This is a genomic window from Actinocatenispora sera, from assembly GCF_018324685.1.
Classification (GTDB): Bacteria; Actinomycetota; Actinomycetes; order Mycobacteriales; family Micromonosporaceae; genus Actinocatenispora; species Actinocatenispora sera.
Genome location: NZ_AP023354.1, coordinates 4344154 through 4360218 on the forward strand (window position 1 = coordinate 4344154; position 16065 = coordinate 4360218).

The following is a 16065-nucleotide window of genomic DNA, read 5'->3' on the forward strand; positions in this document are numbered from 1 at the left end:
CGCTCACCCCCCGTCGGGCGTGAACCGATGACGACATCGGTGGGAGGTGCTGGGTGAGGGTCGACGGTGCGGCCGTTGCGACGGCGGTCCGGTCCGCAGCGGTCCGGCGGATCGCCACGCGGCGCCGGTCTGCCGGGTGCCCAGCCCGCCCGCTCGTGGTCGGGCCGGGCACGGTTGCGCGGTCGCGGCGTCGTCGCGGGCCGGGGATCACCTCTGCGCAGGACGCCGTTCGGACACAGTCGTGGCGTCCGAACGGCCATCGTTTCACCGATCTCACCGATCGCGTGCCGGACAACGGCATGCTGGCCGAAACTCCCCGGCCGGTGCTGCCCGGCTGCGGTGCGAACGAAGCCAACTCTTCGCGCGTCGCGGCGTTGCCTGGGCGGTCGATTGTTGCCGAAGTGGTACAACGACTGCTCCGTGCCGGGGCGCAACCCCCGGTGTACCTTTCCGCCAATGTCCCCGGTGGGGAACCAGCACAACCGAATCCTTGAACAGCGGCATGCCGGCAGGATCCGGTGTGCCGCCTGAGCCAGCGAAGGCGAGGACCATCATGAGTCCCGTTTCCGACGGAAGGTCGCCTGAGACCATGGACGAGAACACCAAGCCGGTCAGTCGCCGGCGGCTGCTGCAGGGTTCGCTGGCCGTGGCCGCTGCCGCGCCACTCGGCGCGGCACTGGCTGGCTGCGCCGGGGGCGGTGGCGGCGGAGACAAGGCCAAGACCGGGAAGAAGACGTCGACCAACCCGTTCGGCGTGGCCAAGGGTTCCACGATCGACGCGGTCATCTTCAACGGCGGCTACGGCTACGACTACGTGACCTTCGCGGCCAAGGAAGCCGACAAGAAGCAGGGCACGAACTCGAAGGTGAAGCCGTCGACGAAGATCGCCCAGCAGCTGCAGCCGCGCTTCGCCGGCGGCAACCCGCCGGACCTGATCGACAACTCGGGTGCCAACGCAATCGGTTTCAGCACGATTCTCAAGAGCCTGTCGGAGCTCGACGACGTCTTCGAGGCCAACAACTACGAGGGCACGAAGATCGCCGACACCGTGTACCCGCACGTGAAGGACCCGGGGACGTTCAGCGGCAAGTTCGTGGCGATGAACTACGCGATGACCGTGTACGGCATCTGGTACTCGGGCTCGCTGTTCTCCGCCAACGGTTGGACCCCGCCGAAGACCTGGGACGAGGCGATCGACCTGGGCGCCAAGGCGAAGAAGAAGGGCAAGTACCTCTTCGTCTGGGGCAAGGAGGCCGCGACCTACTACCAGACGCTCGCGGTCGACTCCGCCATCAAGGAGGGTGGCCCGGACGTCCGTCTGGCGCTGGAGAACCTGAAGCCGAAGTGCTGGTCGAACCCGAACATCCAGAAGGTGTTCCAGGCGCTGGAGACCTGCGTCAAGAAGGGCTACTTCATCCCCGGCGGCGCCGGCACCCAGTTCACCAAGGCGCAGGCCAAGTGGAGCAACGACCAGCAGGCGATCCTCTACCCGTCCGGTGGCTGGATCGAGAACGAGATGAAGGACGCCACCAAGTCCGGCTTCCAGATGAAGGGCATCCCGGAGTTCACGGTCACCAGTAACTCGCAGATGCCGTACGAGACGATCCGCAGCGCCGCGGGTGAGCCGTACATCGTGCCGAGCACCGGCAAGAACCCCGCCGGCGGCAAGGAGATCATGCGGGCGATGCTGTCGAAGGACGCGGCGACCAACTTCAGCAAGACCCGGCTCGCCCCGACCATCGTCAAGGGCCTGGTCCCGGCGGACGGCTTCGGCTCGACCGCGCTGCAGTCGCAGACCCAGATGCTGGACAAGGCCGGATCGAACGTCTTCAACTACCAGTTCGTCGATTTCTACGGCATGAACCCCGACCAGCTGGTGCCGTGGAACTCGTTCCTGTCCGGCAAGATCGACGCCGCCGGGCTGACCACCGCGCTGCAGAAGATCACCGACAAGATCGCCAACGACAGCTCGATCAAGAAGAACAAGGTCTCTTCGTGAGTTCAACCGTTTCGACCACCTCGACCGGCCGGCCTGCCCGGCCGGCCGGCCGGGGGCGCCGGCGGCGACTCACCTTCGACCGGGTGAGCTTCTTCGCGGTGTTCCTCGGCGTGCCGCTGATCATCTTCCTGGTGTTCGTCGTGTCGCCGTTCGTGCAGGCGATCTACTACTCGCTGACCGACTGGGGCGGCTTCAGCGCGACGATGAACTTCATCGGGATCGACAACTACGTGAAGTTGTTCCAGGACGACACGTTCCTGAAGTCGATGCGCAACAGCATCATCCTCGGCCTGGTCGTGCCGTTCGTGACGATCGTGCTCGCCCTCGCGCTGGCCACGGTGGTCACGGTCGGCGGCAGCGGTACCGGTGCGGTGCGCGGCCTGACGAAGTCGAACCTCTACCGCGTGGTCTCGTTCTTCCCGTACGCGGTTCCCGCCATCGTCATCGGCATCATCTGGGCCCAGATCTACGACCCGGGCAGCGGCATCCTGAACGCCGTGCTGACCCACCTCGGGTTCGACAGCGCGAAGAACTACGCCTGGCTCGGTGACTCGCGGACCGCGATGGCGGCGACGATCTTCGTGATCGTGTGGAGCTTCGTCGGGTTCTACATGGTGCTGTTCATCGCCGGCATCCGCGGTATCGACCCGGAAATCTTCGAGTCCGCCCGGCTCGACGGCGCCAGCCGGGTGCGCACGGCGGTGTCGATCGTCGTCCCGCTGATCCGGGACAACATCCAGACCGCCTACATCTACGTCGGCATCGCGGCGCTCGACTCGTTCGTCTACATGGCCGCGTTGAACCCCGACGGCGGCCCGCAGAACTCCACCCTGGTGATGTCCCAGGACCTGTACACGACGGCCTTCACGAAGGGCCAGTTCGGGTACGCCACCGCGATGGGCGTCATGCTCGCCGTCGTGACACTGGTGTTCGCGGCGGTGGTGTTCGTGGTCAACGCCGTGACCGGCGGACGCGAGAAGGGGGGACGGCGATGACCCAGACCGCTGTCACCGAGCCGACCGACACGCCGAGGTCCACCGGCCGGCCGCGCCGCCGCAGCAACGACCGTTCGGTCGGGTTCGACGTGGTCGCGCACATCATCCTGATCCTGTGGTCGCTGCTGGTCGTGCTGCCGCTGTTGTGGGTGTTCGTCTCCTCGTTCAAGACGACCAAGGAGGCGCTCGGCAACCCGCTCACCTGGCCGCACAGCCTGCACTGGCAGAACTACGCGAACGCGTGGAACGAGTCCGGGGTCGGCCCGGCGTTCATCAACACCATCATCGTGGTCGGCTTCTCGCTGGTCATCGTGATGGTGCTGGGCGCGATGTGCTCGTACGTGCTGGCCCGGTTCAAGTTCTTCGGCAACCGGGCCATCTACTACCTGATGCTCGCGGGATTGACGTTCCCGATCTTCCTGGCGATCGTGCCGCTGTTCTCGATCCTGAAGAACCTCAGCCTGTTGAACACGCTGACCGGCCTGATCGTCACGTACGTGGCGTTCGCACTGCCGTTCACGGTGTTCTTCCTGCACGCCTTCTTCAAGCGGCTGCCGTTCGACGTGTACGAGGCGGCCCAGGTCGACGGCGCGGGGGAGTGGCGCACGTTCTTCCAGGTGATGTTGCCGATGGCCCGGCCCGGCCTGGCCTCGGTGGCGATCTTCAACTTCCTCGGCCTGTGGAACCAGTTCCTGCTGCCGACGGTGTTGAAGCCGGACGACTCGGTGCTGACCCAGGCGATGTCGCAGTTCCAGTCGCAGGCCGGGTACGCGGTGGACTTCGGCGCGCTGTTCGCCGCCGTGGTGATCACCGTGGCTCCGGTGCTGGTGGTGTACATCATCTTCCAGCGTCAGCTGCGCGGCTCGGTGGTTGCCGGCGCGGTGAAGTAGCACCGGACAGCGCGGCGCCCCGGCCGACGGCCGGGGCGCCGCGACATGTCCCGCTTGGCTCAGCGCACCGCCGGGCCGGTGGCGGCCAGGTACTCGCTGATCCGGCCGAGCAGCCCCTCGGCCTCGGCGAGCAGGTCGCCGCTGGGCCGGCCGGCCCAACGCACGCGCTCGCGCAGCGCGAACAGGTCCCGCCGCAGCTGGGCGGAGCAGGAGTGCTCGGCCCCGCACGGAAGGTTCTCCACCGCGTCGGTCACCCGCGACAGGACGCTCCTCAGGTCCGGCGACGTCGTCATCATCGCTTACCCCTCGTGCTCGTCCGATACACGATCAGTATGCTTCGCGCTCGGTTGACACGCGCGACTTCGTGGAATTCATCAGCATTCATCCGGCAGCCCGCGCGGTGAACCGGACGGGAAATGCCAGTACGTCAACACGGTGCGTGACGATCGGTTGCTGGCACGGAACGGGGAGGGCGGCACTGGAGAGCGGGACCTATCGTGGTGCACGGCGCGGCGCGAACCGGCCGCCAACATAGGTGATGCAACAGGCCTGGTGGGGTGCACGGCCCCGGTGGGGCCGAGTCTAGGGGGAAGCGGAATGAGCGACAGCGACGTGTGGATCGACGCGGACGGTGACGGCCAGGCCGACGACGTGACGGCCCACTACGAGAGTGACGGCTCCGTGGAGTACACGGCCGACACGAACGGGGACGGTCAGACCGACTTCGTCGCGTACGACGAGAACGGCGACGGCATCGTCGAATACGCCGACTACGACCAGAACCACGACGGCAGCTTCGACGAGCGGATGGTCGACGAGAACGGCGACGGCTACCTGGACGACACCGCCAGCGGCGTCGACTTCAGCCACGACGACTCGTACGTCACCGGTGGGTCGGGCGGTGGCAGCGGCGACACCGGCGGCCACGACGGCGACGGTTCCGGTGCGGCGGCGCCGGGCGGTGCGGCGGCGCCGGGTGGCCCGTCCGCGCAGCCGCCAGCCGGTGGCTCCGGTGACGGCAGCGACTCGTCCACCTCGGGCGGTGACTCGACCTCCGGTGGCGGCTCGTCCTCCGGTGGCGACTCGTCGACCTCCGGTGGCGACTCGTCCGGCGGAGACCACGGCTCCGGCGGCCCGGCGTCGATCCCCGACCTCACCTCGGTGCCGGGCGCCGATGGGTCGGACGGCGGCGACTCCTCGGGCGGCGCGGACTCCTCCGGTGGCTCGTCCTCGACCGGCGACCAGTCCGGTTCGGACTCCACCGGCGGCTCCGGCGACGGATCGGACGGCGGCTCGGACGGTTCGGACCATGGCGGTCAGGACTACTCGGAGAGCTTCGGCGCGGTCGACGACTCCCCGTCCTACGGCAACTGAGTCACATCGTTCGGCGGCCCTTGCCCCGGGGTCGCCGAACGCCTTCCCCGTGCCCGGGGCCGCCGCCCGGCGGCCCCACCACGGCTTCGCGGTCGGCTGGCTATCCCCAGATCGCGGTGGCGGCGGCGAAGCCCGCGAACGCGGCGCCGAGCCCCCCGGCCAGGCTCGCCACCACGTTGAGCACCGCGAGGCTGCGGCCGCCGGTGGACAGCAGCCGCAGCGTCTCGTAGCTGAACGTCGAGTAGGTCGTCAGCGCGCCGCACAGGCCGGTGCCCAGCAGCGCCGTGACCCCGGGCGAGATCGCCCCCGCGCCGCCGACGACCAGGCCGAGCAGGAACGAGCCGAGCATGTTCACCGTGAACGTGCCCCACGGAAACACCGAGTCGTGCCGGGACTGCACGCAGCGGTCGACCAGATAGCGCGCCGGGGCACCCACGGCAGCGCCGATCGCGATCAGGACCAGTGTCATGCCCGCCGCCCCCCGCGCCGGGCCACGGTACGGGCCACCAGCGTCCCGGCCAGGGTGGCGAGCACCGCGCCGGCGAGGGTTGCGACCAGGTAGAGCAGGGCGATCCGGGCCGCACCCGCGGCGACCAGTTGCTGGGTGTCCACGATGGACGTCGAGAAGGTGGTGTAACCGCCCAGTACGCCCACTCCGAAAAAGGGCCGGATCAGCGGATGCGCCGGTAGCACCTCGGCGATCAGCACCATCAGCAGGCCGATCAGGAACGCACCGGACACGTTGGCCAGAAACGTCGACCAGGGGAATCCGGTGCGGGCGTGCGGTATCGCGACGGACAGCCCGTAGCGCCCGAACGCGCCGAGCACGCCACCGGCGGCGATCGTGCCCAGCAGTACCGCGGGGTGGTGGCGCAGTTCCTGACGCTGCTGCGGGACGTGCAGGTCGATGTCCGGGTCGGTGGCGAGCGGCGGTCCCGGGTTGCCGGTCGCGCTCTGGGGTACCGGCTCGCCAGCGGGACCGGTCGTACCCTGCGCCGACGCGTGCTCGTCCATCGCGGCGCCGTGGCCGTGTGACATCTGTGGGCTCCTCGCCTCGCCTACCGGGCATGCTGCGCACCTGGTAGGGACCGTTGGCGACCGGGTGGTGCGGTTCTCCGGCCGATGCCGGACGGCGGGCCCCACCGCCGATGGGCCCAGGATATCCGGCCGGTGACCGCCATCGCCGCGATCACCGGAGCGAGAAACCTCACGGCCCGGCCGGGAGACTGACGCCGGGCGCGGCGTCCGTCCGGGCGGGGCAAACCGCCCCACCCGGACCGCAGGTCAGTCGAGCGCGCGGAGCCGGATCGTCTCCGGCATCGCGGACAGCCCGGCCAGCACCTCCGCGCTGCTGCGGGACCCGATGTCGGTGATCACGTAGCCGATCTCGCCGCGGGTACCGAGCAGCTGGCCGTCGACGTTGACGTGGTGCTCGCCGAGCAGACCGTTGATCTTCGCCAGCACGCCGGGCACGTTGCGGTGCACGTGCACCAGCCGTCGCGCGCCGGGCCGCTCGCCGAGGTCCAGCTGCGGGAAGTTGACGCTCATCGCGGTCGCGCCGGCCTCGATGAAGTCGCGGAACTTGCCGGCCACGAACTGGCCGATGTCCTGCTGCGCCTCCTCGGTGGAGCCGCCGATGTGCGGGGTGAGGATCACGTTCGGCAGGCCCTGCAGCTCGGAGACGAACTCGTCGCCGCGGCCCTTCGGTTCGGTCGGGAACACGTCGATCGCGGCGCCGGCCAGGTGTCCCGACGTGATGTTGTCGCGCAGGGCCAGGTGGTCGACCACGAACCCGCGGGACAGGTTGAGAAACAGGCTGCCGGGCCGCATCCGGGCGAACTCGTCGGCGCCGAACATGCCGCTGTTGCCGGGCCGGCCGTCCACGTGCAGGGTGACCACGTCGACCTCGCTGAGCAGCTCGTCCAGCGAGCCGCAGCGGCGCGCGTTGCCGAGCGCCAACTTGTCGGCGGTGTCGTAGAAGTACACCGACATGCCGAGGTTCTCGGCCAGCACGGACAGCTGGGTACCGATGTTGCCGTAGCCGACGATGCCGAGCCGGCGGCCGCGCACCTCGTGCGCGCCGGACGCCGACTTGTCCCAGACGCCGGCGTGCAGGCTCGCGTTCTTCTCGGTCAGCCGCCGGGTCAGCGCGATGATCTCGGACAGCGCGATCTCGACCACGCTGCGGGTGTTGGAGAACGGCGCGTTGAAGACAGCGACGCCGCGTGCAGCGGCGGCCGGCAGGTCGATCTGGTTGGTACCGATGCAGAACGCGCCGACCGCGAGCAGGTCCGGTGCGGCGTCCAGCACCTGCTCGGTGACCTGCGTCTTGGAGCGGATCCCGAGCAGCTGCACGCCGCCCAGCCGGCTCGCCAGCTCGTCGGAGTCCAGCGCGCGTCCCAGGGTCTCCACCTGGTAGCCGGCCTTTTCCAGCCGGCTCTGCGCGTCGGGATGAATGCCCTCCAACAGCAGGGCACGGACGGGTTGCTGGGTGGCGTTGTCGATGACCACGAGCATCCTTTCTCGCTCGAGCGGTGGCCGTGCGTCGCTGCTCGGCATCCGGGCCGGCGACGCGGCCGACGGCCCGGGCTGATGCACCCAGCCTAGAGACCCCGCCGGGGTGCTCGACCACACCGGGTGGCCGGTACCACGATGCAGTCGTCACACCAGCCCCACCACCCGCCGGTCGATCAAGGGATCGGCGCAGTCTCTCCTGGGCGAACGTGCGGCGATGCCTTGATCGACATCGGGGGTCAGGCGATCGAGAGGCCCAGCGCGGCGGCTCGGCGGCGGGCGACCCGGCTGGCCAGCGCGAGCGCCCCGACGCCGCACAGCGCGCCGATCGCGAGGCAGCCGAGCCAGGTCGCCGCCGGGCCGAGCGTGCCGTAGACGAACGTACCGGCGGTCGGGCCGGTGAGGCTCGCGGCCGACCACCCCCAGCCGAACATCGCCTGGTACCGGCCGCGCGCCTGGGCCGGGGCCAGGTCGGCGACCAGCGCCGCGGTGAAGCCGGCGGTACCCACCTCGCCGATCGTCCACACCACCACGACCAGGCAGTACTGCCAGGCGGTGTGCGCGAGGCCGGTGAGCGCCATGCCGCCGCCGACCAGCGCCCAGGACACGGCGAGTACCTTCATCCGGTCGAACCGGGCCAGCCAGGTGGTCAGTACCGGCTGCAGCACGACGATCACGATGCCGTTGATCGCCGCGGCGGTCCCGTAGACGGTCGCGGGCAGGCCGTGGTCCCTGATCGCCAGCGGGATCGCCACCTGCGCCTGGTTGTACAGAGTCGCGTAGGCGAGGGTGAGCAGCACCAGCGCCACCAGCAGCGGGTCGCGCAGCGCGGTGCGGTACCCGGCCCGGTCGGCCCCGGTGGCCGGCTTCGGCCGGCCCGCGGTGCCGCGCGGGATGCCGACCGCGATGATCACCGCGAACGCCAGCCCGGTGCCCGCGTCGACGGCGAACAGCAGCCAGTACCCGTGCTCGGCGAGGAAGCCGGCGAGCAGGCTCGCCACCGCGAAGCCGAGGTTCACCGCCCAGAACAGCAGCCCGTACGCCTTGGCCCGGGCCGCGGGCGGCACCACGTCGGCGACCAGTGCCGAGGACGCCGGCCGGTACAGCTCGCTGACCGAGCCGAGCAGCGCGGCCGCGGCGATCATCGCCGGCAGCGGGTGCACCGCGCCGAGCAGGACCAGCGCACCGCTGGTCGCCACCAGCCCGGTCAGCAGCGTGAACCGGCGGCCGACCCGGTCGGCGAGCAGCCCGCCGAGCGGCTGGGACACCAGCGAACCGACGCCGCGCGCGGCCAGTACCGCGCCGATCTGGCCGGCCGACAGCCCCTGCGCACCGAGGTAGAGCACCAGGAACGCGGCGACCATGCCGCCGATCCGGTTCACCAGCTGCCCGCCGAACAGGATCCAGAAGGTACGGGGCAGCCCGCCGAGGTGGGTGTGCATCTCGGTGGCGAGGCGGGAGCGGCGCTGGGTCGGGATGGTGGCGGTACCGGTGTCGGGGCGGGAGCGTTGGTCGGTGCTGTGCGGAGTCACGCGGGTAACTGTCGTTGACCGCGTTCGCTCCTTTCCAGAGATTTAGACTGAGCTGAATCTGCGATCGGGGGCATCGTGCTGGAGCTGGCCTTCTCCACCGAAGACGTGCTGCGCATCCGGTTCGCGTTCTCGCCGCTGTGGGAGGCGGTGGTGAGCGTTCGTGCGCTGCGTCACCCGGCCGACCGGGCGCTGCACCTGCCGTGGATCCGGCGGGCCCGGCGCGCGCTGTTCGCCGCCCGCGTCGACATCGGGCCGTTGCTGGACCTGGTGCCCACGCCGACCCACTACATCCCGGACTTCCTCACCCCGCCGCCGACCACCCCGGTGCCGGATTTCGCCGCCGAACTCGCTGCGGTCCGGGCGATCGCGCCGGAGGAGGTGCGCGCCGGGCTGCAGCGGCTAGGTACCGCGGCCGGTCCGTTCGCCGCCCGGCTGGCCGACGACCCGGCGTCGGGGCTCGCCGAGCTGACCGACACCGTCACCGCGTACTGGGAGGTCGCGCTCGCACCGGACTGGCCGCGGGTGCGCGGCCTGCTGGAGGGCGAGATCGCCTACCGGGCCCGCCGGCTCGCCGAGGGCGGCGCGTACCTGCTGTTCGGCGACCTGCACGAGCGGGTCAGCTTCGCCGACGACCGGCTGTACGTGCGGCACACGCACTGGCACACCTCCCGCAGCCTGGACGGGTCGGGGCTGGTCCTGGTCCCGTCGGTGTTCGCCTGGCCCAGCGTGTACACGATCAGCCAGCGGCCCTGGCAGCCCACCCTGCTGTACCCGCCCCGCGGCATCGCCACGGTGTGGGAGACCGGGACCGCGGCCGGCCCGGAGGCGCTCGGCGCCGTCCTCGGCCGCGCGCGGGCGCGGCTGCTGGCCGAACTGGTCGCGCCGGCGTCCACCACCGAACTCGCCCGCCGTACCGGCCTGACCCCCGGCGCGGTCTCCCAGCAGCTCACCCTGCTGCGGTCGGCCGGCCTGGTCGCCGCGCACCGGGCCGGCCGGGTGGTCCTCTACGCCCGCACCGAAACCGCCGACGCGCTGCTCGCGGTGTCCGCGTCGCGCTGACGCGCGGACCTGCGGTGGTCGGTCAGGCCGGGGTCAGCTCCGGGCTGTGCGCGGTGCCGAGTACCCGGCCGAGCGTGCGGCGGCCGATCGCCAGTACCAGCCGGGTCGGCAGGAACCGGATGCCCTGCATCAGCCCGTTCGCCGCGCCGGGCACCACGGTGTGCCGGCCGCGCCGGTACCCGTCGAGCGCCGCCCGCGCCACCTGCGCCGGGGTGCGCAGCTGCCCGATCTCCGGCTGTGGGGTCCCGAGCCGGACGGCGAACCCGGTGCGTACCGGCCCGGGGCAGACCACGGTGACCCGGATGCCGGCAGACCGGTACTCGGCCCACAGCGCCCGGCTGAAGGACAGCACGAAGGACTTCGCCGCCGCGTAGACCGCCATGTACGGGGCTGGCTGGAAGGCGGCGGTGGACGCGACGTTGAGGACGCCGCCCGAACCGCGCCGGACCATGTCGGGCAGGAACGCGTGGGTCAGGTCGACGAGCGCGCAGACGTCGAGGGCGAGTTCGGTGCGGGTGCGGGAGGCGGGGATCTCGGCGAAACGGCCGGCGCTCGCCATGCCGGCATTGTTGACGAGCAGATCGATCCGGACGCCGCGGCGGTCGAGCTCGGTGCGCAGCGCCTCGGCGGCGCCCGGCGCGGTCAGGTCGGTGCTCACCACCTCGGTCCGGACGCCGTGCTCGGCGCGCAGCTGCTCGGCGAGGGCGGTGAGCCGCTCGGTCGAGCGGGCAACGAGGACCAGGTGGGCGCCGCGGGCGGCCAGCTGCTCGGCGAGGGCCGCACCGATGCCGCCGGACGCGCCGGTGACGAGCGCCGTCGTACCTCGGTATTCCATCAGAGCTCCAAATCGTCAGCAGTGCTGACGATCAGCCTACCTGCTCGAGCGGGGCGGGCGGAATAAGCTGGACGCATGTCGATCAGCGCGCCGTCCGATGCCGAGGCCGACCTGCTCGGGCGTACCGGGTTCCGGCTCGTGGAGCTGGGCAAGGTGGCCATGGCGATGGCCGACGCCGCGCTCGCCGAACATCGACTCAGCGGCCGGCACCTGCGGGTGCTGACCCTCGCCGCCGCCGGCGTGCCGTCCCAGCAGGGGATGTCCGCACGGTCCGGCATCGACCGCACCACGATCGTGTCGATCCTCGACGACCTGGAGCGGGCCGGATACGTCCGGCGCCGGCGCGATCCGGCCGACCGCCGTCGCCACCTGGTCGAGCTCACCGACCGCGGCGCCGGCGCGCTGCGCACGGCCGCGGACGTGCTCGACCGGGCGGAGGAGGACCTCCTCGGTCACCTGTCCGCCGCGGACCGCGACCGGCTCGGCCGTACCGTCGAGAAGATCCTCGACGGCCCCGGTGCGGGCCGCGCGCTGCCGGTGGTGGACTGCTGAGCCGGGTCAGCCGGTGACGCCGGCGATCGACGGGAGTTCGGGGACGAGCCAGTAGCCGCCGACGAGCAGGCAGCCGGCGGCGACCAGGAAGAACACCACGACCCAGACGATGCCCGGTACGCCGGTGAGGCGGTGCAGCTGGTCGGCGTCGGAGCTGGGTGCCTGCCGGCGCGACCGCTTGGTCTGCAGCTCGAAGATCGGCCGCAGCCCGCCGAGCAGCAGGAACCAGGTGATCAGGTACGCGGCGGCGGCCTGCACCGTCGGCGAGGCGAACCAGGAGATGACGAACAGCGCCACGCCGGTGACCACGACGGTGAGTACCCCGTACGCGTTGCGGATCATGATCAGCATCGCGAGCAGCAGCAACAGGGTCAGCCACAGCAGCGCGGTGAGGCGGTCCGCGGTGACCATCGCCGCCGCGCCGAGGCCCAGCAGCGACGGCGCTATGTAGCCGGCGAGGCCGGTGAACACCATGCCCGGGCCGGTCGGCTTGCCCACCGACACGGTGACTCCGGAGGTGTCGGAGTGCAGCCGGATGCCGGTCAGTCGGCGCCCGGACAGCAGCGCGATCAGGGCGTGGCCACCCTCGTGCGCGATCGTGATCGCGTTGCGGGCCACCCGCCAGACCGGGCCGTACCCGACGACGAGCAGCGTGATGACGCCGGTGACCAGCACCAACGCCAGCGGCGCCGTCGGCTGGGTGCCGATGACCTGATGCCAGACCTCGCTGATCGTCGAGCCGTGCACGGGGCCGCCTCTCTCGCCGGTGAGCCGAGACCGTGATGGTGCCATGCGCGTCCCACCCGGCCGGTCACGGCGCCGGCATCACGCCGTACCGTGCCGCCGCCACGCCGCACGGTCGCGGGAGCCGGTCGATACCGTGAAGTTCGGTGCGAACTTCACGTGTAAGTTTGCGAGATTGAGCTCCACGTACCGTTGATTTCCGTTCGTGCCGCGGTCATGCTGTGCCTGCCGCGTATCGGACGCGGCAGGTGGATGGGAGGTCAGGCGTGGTCGAGACTCCTGCCGGGCACCGGCAGACCAGCCGACGGATCAGCCGACGCGGACTGCTGGCCGCCGGCGGCGTGGCCCTCGGCGCCGGCATCGGCGCCCTCGCTGTCGGTACCGCGAGCGCCGGCACCGGCGCGACCGGCACCGCGTCCGCCGCGGGCGGGCCGGCGCTGCCCCGGTCGCCGCGGTTCGCGCTGGACGCACCGGGGCACGTGCTGTGGCGCGACAAGCTGCTGTTCAACAACACCGTGCTGCAGGCCCTGGCGTTCGACAACACCCGCGACGAGCTGTACACCGTGCAGCTGATGCAGGGCGGGCAGCAACTTCCGGGCGAGGACGCGCCGGTCGCCGGCGCCATCCGCGACCTGCACGGCGACATGTGCCTGACCCGGCTGGACAGCACCGGTACGGTGCTCGGCCACATGTTCCTCACCGGGTTCGGGCACGGCGTGCAGATCGGCGTCGAGCCGTCGCCGAACGGCGCGTACCTGTGGACCGAGACGAAGGCGATCGCCGACGACGGCAAGCACGGCTGGGGCAGCGTGCTCGGCCGGTTCCCGTTCGTCGACGGCGCGATCCTCACCCCCGACTCGCCGAGCCTGCGGCAGTACGCCCCGGTGCCCGGCGCGGACCGCACCACCGCGTCGACCGACCCGGTGCACGACACGATCACCATGCGGCACCGCGTCGACGGCCACTTCCGGTACGCGCTGTACCTGCTGCCGCAGCTGCGCGCCGGCGTGGTCAAGCCAATCGCCGAGGTCGCCCAGCCGGACGTGCTCGCCACTGACTTCCAGGGTTACGCCACCTACGGCCGGTACCTGTACCTGATCGAGGGCAACGCCTTCGGCCACACCGGATCGGACCGGCCGACCGGCAACACCGTGGTCACCCGGGTGCGCTGGACCGACGGTGTGGTGGAGGGCCGGCAGCTGATGACCGTGGCGAACGACATGCGGTTCCGCGAGCCGGAGGGCATGGCGATCCAGGTCGGCCGGGGCGGCGCACCGCGGCTGGCGTTCGGCTTCGCCGAGACCATCTCGGACACCGACTCGCACAAGATCGCGACCGTCTGCTACCTGGACCAGCTCACCGGCTGACGATGCGGCCGGCCCGGGGGTACGACCGGGCCGGCGGTGCGGTGGTCACGCCGGCCAGATCGTGTCCAGCGTCGGCGCCAGTTCGGTGAGCGAGCCGATCCGGTAGCCGGCCCGGGCCAGCACGCCGGGATCCGGCGGGAAGTGCGGGTTGGGCGCGGCGACCACGGTCATCCCGGCGGCGAGCGCGGCGCGCAGCCCGTTGCTGGAGTCCTCGATCGCCACGCAGTCGCCGGCCGGTACGTCGATGCCGGCCGCGGCGGCCAGGTACACCGCCGGGTCCGGCTTGCCGGCGCCGGCCTGCTCGGACGAGATCGCGGCGCGCACCGTCCCGGTCAGCGCGGTACCGGCCAGGAACGCGTCGATGATCCGCGGCGGCGAGGAGGTGGCGATCGCGACCGGTGCCCGCCGTGCCGCCTCCCGGACCGCCTCGACGGCGTGCGGCAGCAGTGGCGGCCCGGCCGCGTACCGGTCGGCCATCCGGTCGATGACCGCGGCCGCGACCTGCTCCGGCGGCAGCCGTACGCCGAGCGCCTCGACCAGGTAGCGGGCCCACTCGGGGGTGGACATCCCGAGCATCGCGGTGGTCGCCTCGTCGGTCCAGCGGCCGCCGAACTCGGCGACCACGCCGCGCCGGATCTCGTCCCACCACTGTTCGGAGTCGACCAGGACGCCGTCCAGATCGAAGATCACGCCATGCCGTGTGTCCATGCGCCCACGATGCCATCCGCCGGTCGGTACCGGCGCCGGACCGGCCCCCGCGCATCGGGTCCGGCGGCAGCGGCCCGGCTACCGCATCTCGTTGTCGGGATGTTCGGCGTCGTACGCCGACCGCGCGGCGGCGATGGCCTCCTTGTTGTCACTCGACCACGCGGCCAGCGCCCGGACGAGGTGCGTCAGCGAGGAACCGCGGTCGGTGAGGCGGTAGTCGACCTGCGCCGGAACCGTGGGATACACCGTGCGGATGGCGAGGCCGTCGCGCTCCAGCCGACGAACCGTCAGCGTCAGCATCCGCTGCGAGATTCCGTCGATCGCCCGTTGCAACTCGCGGAACCGTCGCGGCCCGCTGGCCAGCTCGACGATCACCAGGACCGACCACTTGTCACCGACGCGGTCGAGGACGTCTCGGATCCCGCAGTCGGGATGGTCGGCCTTGCCGCAGGGCTCCAACTGGGCGGCCGGAACCCCGGTGGGGGTTACCGCCGTGTGCGTGGGTGACATCGAACTGCCTTCTTGTGCGCCCGGTGGGGCCGAATGATAGTTACCAAACAGAACCTTAGTTACTGATGAGAACCACCTGGGAGGCTCACTCCATGATCCTGGTCACCGGCGCCGGCGGGCACCTCGGCTCCCGCATCCTGGCCACGCTTCGACAGCGCGATGTCCCCGCGCTCGGCGGCAGCCGCGGAACGCGCACGGGCATCCGCCCGATGGACTTCGACCGGCCGGACACCATCGATCTGTCGTGCGTCGGTGTGCTCGTCCTGGTCTCCGCCGGCTACGCCGAGGACGACCAGGTCATCGCCCGCCACGCGGCGGTGCTCGACGCCGCGCGCCGCGACGGCGTCGAGCACGTCGTGTACACCAGTCTCGTCACCGCCGGCGACCATCTCGGGTTCGCTCTCGCGCACCGGGCGACCGAGCGGCTGATCATGGACAGTGGCCTGGCGTGGACCATGCTGCGCAACGGCATCTACGCCGAACTGTTCGGCAGCCTGATGGCGTGGAACGCCGCCGGCGAGTTGGTCACCCCGTTCGGCCAGGGGGCTCTCGCCGCCGTGGCCCGAGACGACCTTGCCCGGGCGGCGGCAACGGTGGCGGCGGCGCCGGTGCGGCACGCGCACCGAAGCTATGACCTCGTCGGTACTCCGATCACGGCGGGCGAGGTCGCCGCGGCCCTGGGCGTCCGCCACCGGTCGATCTCCCTCGGTGAGCACCGCGCCGGAGTGCTCCGTACCGACGGGCTCCTGCCGTTCCAGCCACCGATGATCGCGTCGATCGCCACGAGCATCCGGCACGGGTTTCTCGGCACGACGACCGGCGATCTCGAAGCGCTGCTCGGTCGCGCTCCGGTCGACGCGGTGCCCGTCGCGGCGGCCAGCGCGGCGCAGAACCGGACGGCGTAGCGGTCCCGCGCCGCCGGTCGGTGCGGGACCCGGGTCGGCGGTGCGGCAAGCTGGGGGAGTCTCGAGGTCCGCAGCCCGGTG

The 16065-nt window shown here is 71.2% G+C and carries 17 protein-coding genes; 8 read left to right on the plus strand and 9 right to left on the minus strand.

The window, feature by feature from the left end:
* Positions 1–589: 589 nt before the first annotated feature.
* From ngcE to Asera_RS20715, 3 genes are read left to right on the plus strand one after another with little or no spacing between them, the layout of a single operon-like run.
* Positions 590–1999 (plus strand): N-acetylglucosamine/diacetylchitobiose ABC transporter substrate-binding protein, encoded by a 1410-nt coding sequence (gene ngcE, locus Asera_RS20705; protein ID WP_030444559.1) that lies wholly within the window; start codon positions 590–592, stop codon positions 1997–1999.
* The gene (locus Asera_RS20710) at positions 1996–2994 is read left to right on the plus strand and encodes a carbohydrate ABC transporter permease (protein WP_030444558.1); all 999 of its coding nucleotides are present in this window, start codon (positions 1996–1998) and stop codon (positions 2992–2994) included. Before ngcE ends, Asera_RS20710 begins: the two co-directional genes overlap by 4 nt.
* Positions 2991–3884, plus strand: coding sequence for a carbohydrate ABC transporter permease (locus Asera_RS20715; protein WP_030444557.1), 894 nt, complete (start codon positions 2991–2993; stop codon positions 3882–3884). Before Asera_RS20710 ends, Asera_RS20715 begins: the two co-directional genes overlap by 4 nt.
* A gap of 59 nt (positions 3885–3943) precedes the next feature.
* Here Asera_RS20715 and Asera_RS20720 read toward each other — a convergent pair whose 3' ends face one another.
* A complete protein-coding gene (locus Asera_RS20720; RefSeq protein ID WP_030444556.1) occupies positions 3944–4180 on the minus strand; it encodes a hypothetical protein in 237 nt (78 codons plus the stop codon).
* Positions 4181–4481: 301 nt separating this feature from the next.
* On the opposite strand from Asera_RS20720, the gene Asera_RS20725 reads away from it, so the two are divergent.
* Positions 4482–5258, plus strand: a complete 777-nt coding sequence (locus Asera_RS20725) for a hypothetical protein (protein WP_051801676.1) — start codon at positions 4482–4484, stop codon at positions 5256–5258.
* A gap of 100 nt (positions 5259–5358) precedes the next feature.
* Here Asera_RS20725 and crcB read toward each other — a convergent pair whose 3' ends face one another.
* The 4 genes from crcB to Asera_RS20745 form a co-directional block, all read right to left on the minus strand.
* Entirely contained in the window at positions 5359–5727 is a 369-nt protein-coding gene (gene crcB / locus Asera_RS20730; protein ID WP_030444554.1) for a fluoride efflux transporter CrcB, read from the minus strand.
* Entirely contained in the window at positions 5724–6296 is a 573-nt protein-coding gene (locus Asera_RS20735) for a fluoride efflux transporter FluC (protein ID WP_244843970.1), read from the minus strand. Before Asera_RS20735 ends, crcB begins: the two co-directional genes overlap by 4 nt.
* A gap of 246 nt (positions 6297–6542) precedes the next feature.
* Entirely contained in the window at positions 6543–7775 is a 1233-nt protein-coding gene (gene serA / locus Asera_RS20740; protein WP_051801674.1) for a phosphoglycerate dehydrogenase, read from the minus strand.
* A 236-nt stretch (positions 7776–8011) separates the two neighbouring features.
* The gene (locus tag Asera_RS20745; RefSeq protein WP_051801672.1) at positions 8012–9304 is read right to left on the minus strand and encodes an MDR family MFS transporter; all 1293 of its coding nucleotides are present in this window, start codon (positions 9302–9304) and stop codon (positions 8012–8014) included.
* A gap of 75 nt (positions 9305–9379) precedes the next feature.
* On the opposite strand from Asera_RS20745, the gene Asera_RS20750 reads away from it, so the two are divergent.
* Entirely contained in the window at positions 9380–10363 is a 984-nt protein-coding gene (locus Asera_RS20750) for an ArsR/SmtB family transcription factor (RefSeq protein ID WP_030444550.1), read from the plus strand.
* 22 nt (positions 10364–10385) lie between these two features.
* Here the strand turns inward: Asera_RS20750 and Asera_RS20755 are convergent, their stop codons facing one another.
* On the minus strand, positions 10386–11198 hold the full coding sequence (locus Asera_RS20755) for an SDR family NAD(P)-dependent oxidoreductase (RefSeq protein ID WP_035295388.1): 813 nt from the start codon (positions 11196–11198) through the stop codon (positions 10386–10388).
* 75 nt (positions 11199–11273) lie between these two features.
* Between Asera_RS20755 and Asera_RS20760 the strand changes: the two genes are divergently transcribed.
* The gene (locus Asera_RS20760) at positions 11274–11750 is read left to right on the plus strand and encodes a MarR family winged helix-turn-helix transcriptional regulator (RefSeq protein WP_051801670.1); all 477 of its coding nucleotides are present in this window, start codon (positions 11274–11276) and stop codon (positions 11748–11750) included.
* 6 nt (positions 11751–11756) lie between these two features.
* Here Asera_RS20760 and Asera_RS20765 read toward each other — a convergent pair whose 3' ends face one another.
* The gene (locus tag Asera_RS20765; protein ID WP_035295385.1) at positions 11757–12497 is read right to left on the minus strand and encodes a M50 family metallopeptidase; all 741 of its coding nucleotides are present in this window, start codon (positions 12495–12497) and stop codon (positions 11757–11759) included.
* Between the two features lie 263 nt (positions 12498–12760).
* Here Asera_RS20765 and Asera_RS20770 point away from each other — a divergent pair, with 263 nt between their 5' ends.
* A complete protein-coding gene (locus tag Asera_RS20770) occupies positions 12761–13861 on the plus strand; it encodes a phage baseplate protein (RefSeq protein ID WP_051801666.1) in 1101 nt (366 codons plus the stop codon).
* Positions 13862–13906: 45 nt separating this feature from the next.
* Here the strand turns inward: Asera_RS20770 and Asera_RS20775 are convergent, their stop codons facing one another.
* A complete protein-coding gene (locus Asera_RS20775; RefSeq protein ID WP_030444545.1) occupies positions 13907–14569 on the minus strand; it encodes an HAD family hydrolase in 663 nt (220 codons plus the stop codon).
* 78 nt (positions 14570–14647) lie between these two features.
* Entirely contained in the window at positions 14648–15079 is a 432-nt protein-coding gene (locus Asera_RS20780) for a winged helix-turn-helix transcriptional regulator (RefSeq protein ID WP_030444544.1), read from the minus strand.
* Positions 15080–15171: 92 nt separating this feature from the next.
* Here Asera_RS20780 and Asera_RS20785 point away from each other — a divergent pair, with 92 nt between their 5' ends.
* Positions 15172–15984: an NAD(P)H-binding protein gene (locus Asera_RS20785; protein ID WP_030444543.1), complete on the plus strand. Its 813-nt coding sequence runs from the start codon at positions 15172–15174 to the stop codon at positions 15982–15984.
* The last annotated feature ends 81 nt before the right edge of the window (positions 15985–16065 follow it).

Excerpts from the sequence above, each read along its gene's own strand:
- crcB (WP_030444554.1), bottom strand. The coding sequence starts at position 5,727 with ATGACACTGGTCCTGATCGCGATCGGCGCTGCCGTGGGTGCCCCGGCG.
- ngcE (WP_030444559.1), top strand. The coding sequence starts at position 590 with ATGGACGAGAACACCAAGCCGGTCAGTCGCCGGCGGCTGCTGCAGGGT.
- Asera_RS20725 (WP_051801676.1), top strand. The coding sequence starts at position 4,482 with ATGAGCGACAGCGACGTGTGGATCGACGCGGACGGTGACGGCCAGGCC.
- Asera_RS20780 (WP_030444544.1), bottom strand. The coding sequence starts at position 15,079 with ATGTCACCCACGCACACGGCGGTAACCCCCACCGGGGTTCCGGCCGCC.
- Asera_RS20760 (WP_051801670.1), top strand. The coding sequence starts at position 11,274 with ATGTCGATCAGCGCGCCGTCCGATGCCGAGGCCGACCTGCTCGGGCGT.
- Asera_RS20715 (WP_030444557.1), top strand. The coding sequence starts at position 2,991 with ATGACCCAGACCGCTGTCACCGAGCCGACCGACACGCCGAGGTCCACC.
- serA (WP_051801674.1), bottom strand. The coding sequence starts at position 7,775 with ATGCTCGTGGTCATCGACAACGCCACCCAGCAACCCGTCCGTGCCCTG.
- Asera_RS20755 (WP_035295388.1), bottom strand. The coding sequence starts at position 11,198 with ATGGAATACCGAGGTACGACGGCGCTCGTCACCGGCGCGTCCGGCGGC.
- Asera_RS20735 (WP_244843970.1), bottom strand. The coding sequence starts at position 6,296 with ATGTCACACGGCCACGGCGCCGCGATGGACGAGCACGCGTCGGCGCAG.
- Asera_RS20785 (WP_030444543.1), top strand. The coding sequence starts at position 15,172 with ATGATCCTGGTCACCGGCGCCGGCGGGCACCTCGGCTCCCGCATCCTG.
- Asera_RS20775 (WP_030444545.1), bottom strand. The coding sequence starts at position 14,569 with ATGGACACACGGCATGGCGTGATCTTCGATCTGGACGGCGTCCTGGTC.
- Asera_RS20720 (WP_030444556.1), bottom strand. The coding sequence starts at position 4,180 with ATGATGACGACGTCGCCGGACCTGAGGAGCGTCCTGTCGCGGGTGACC.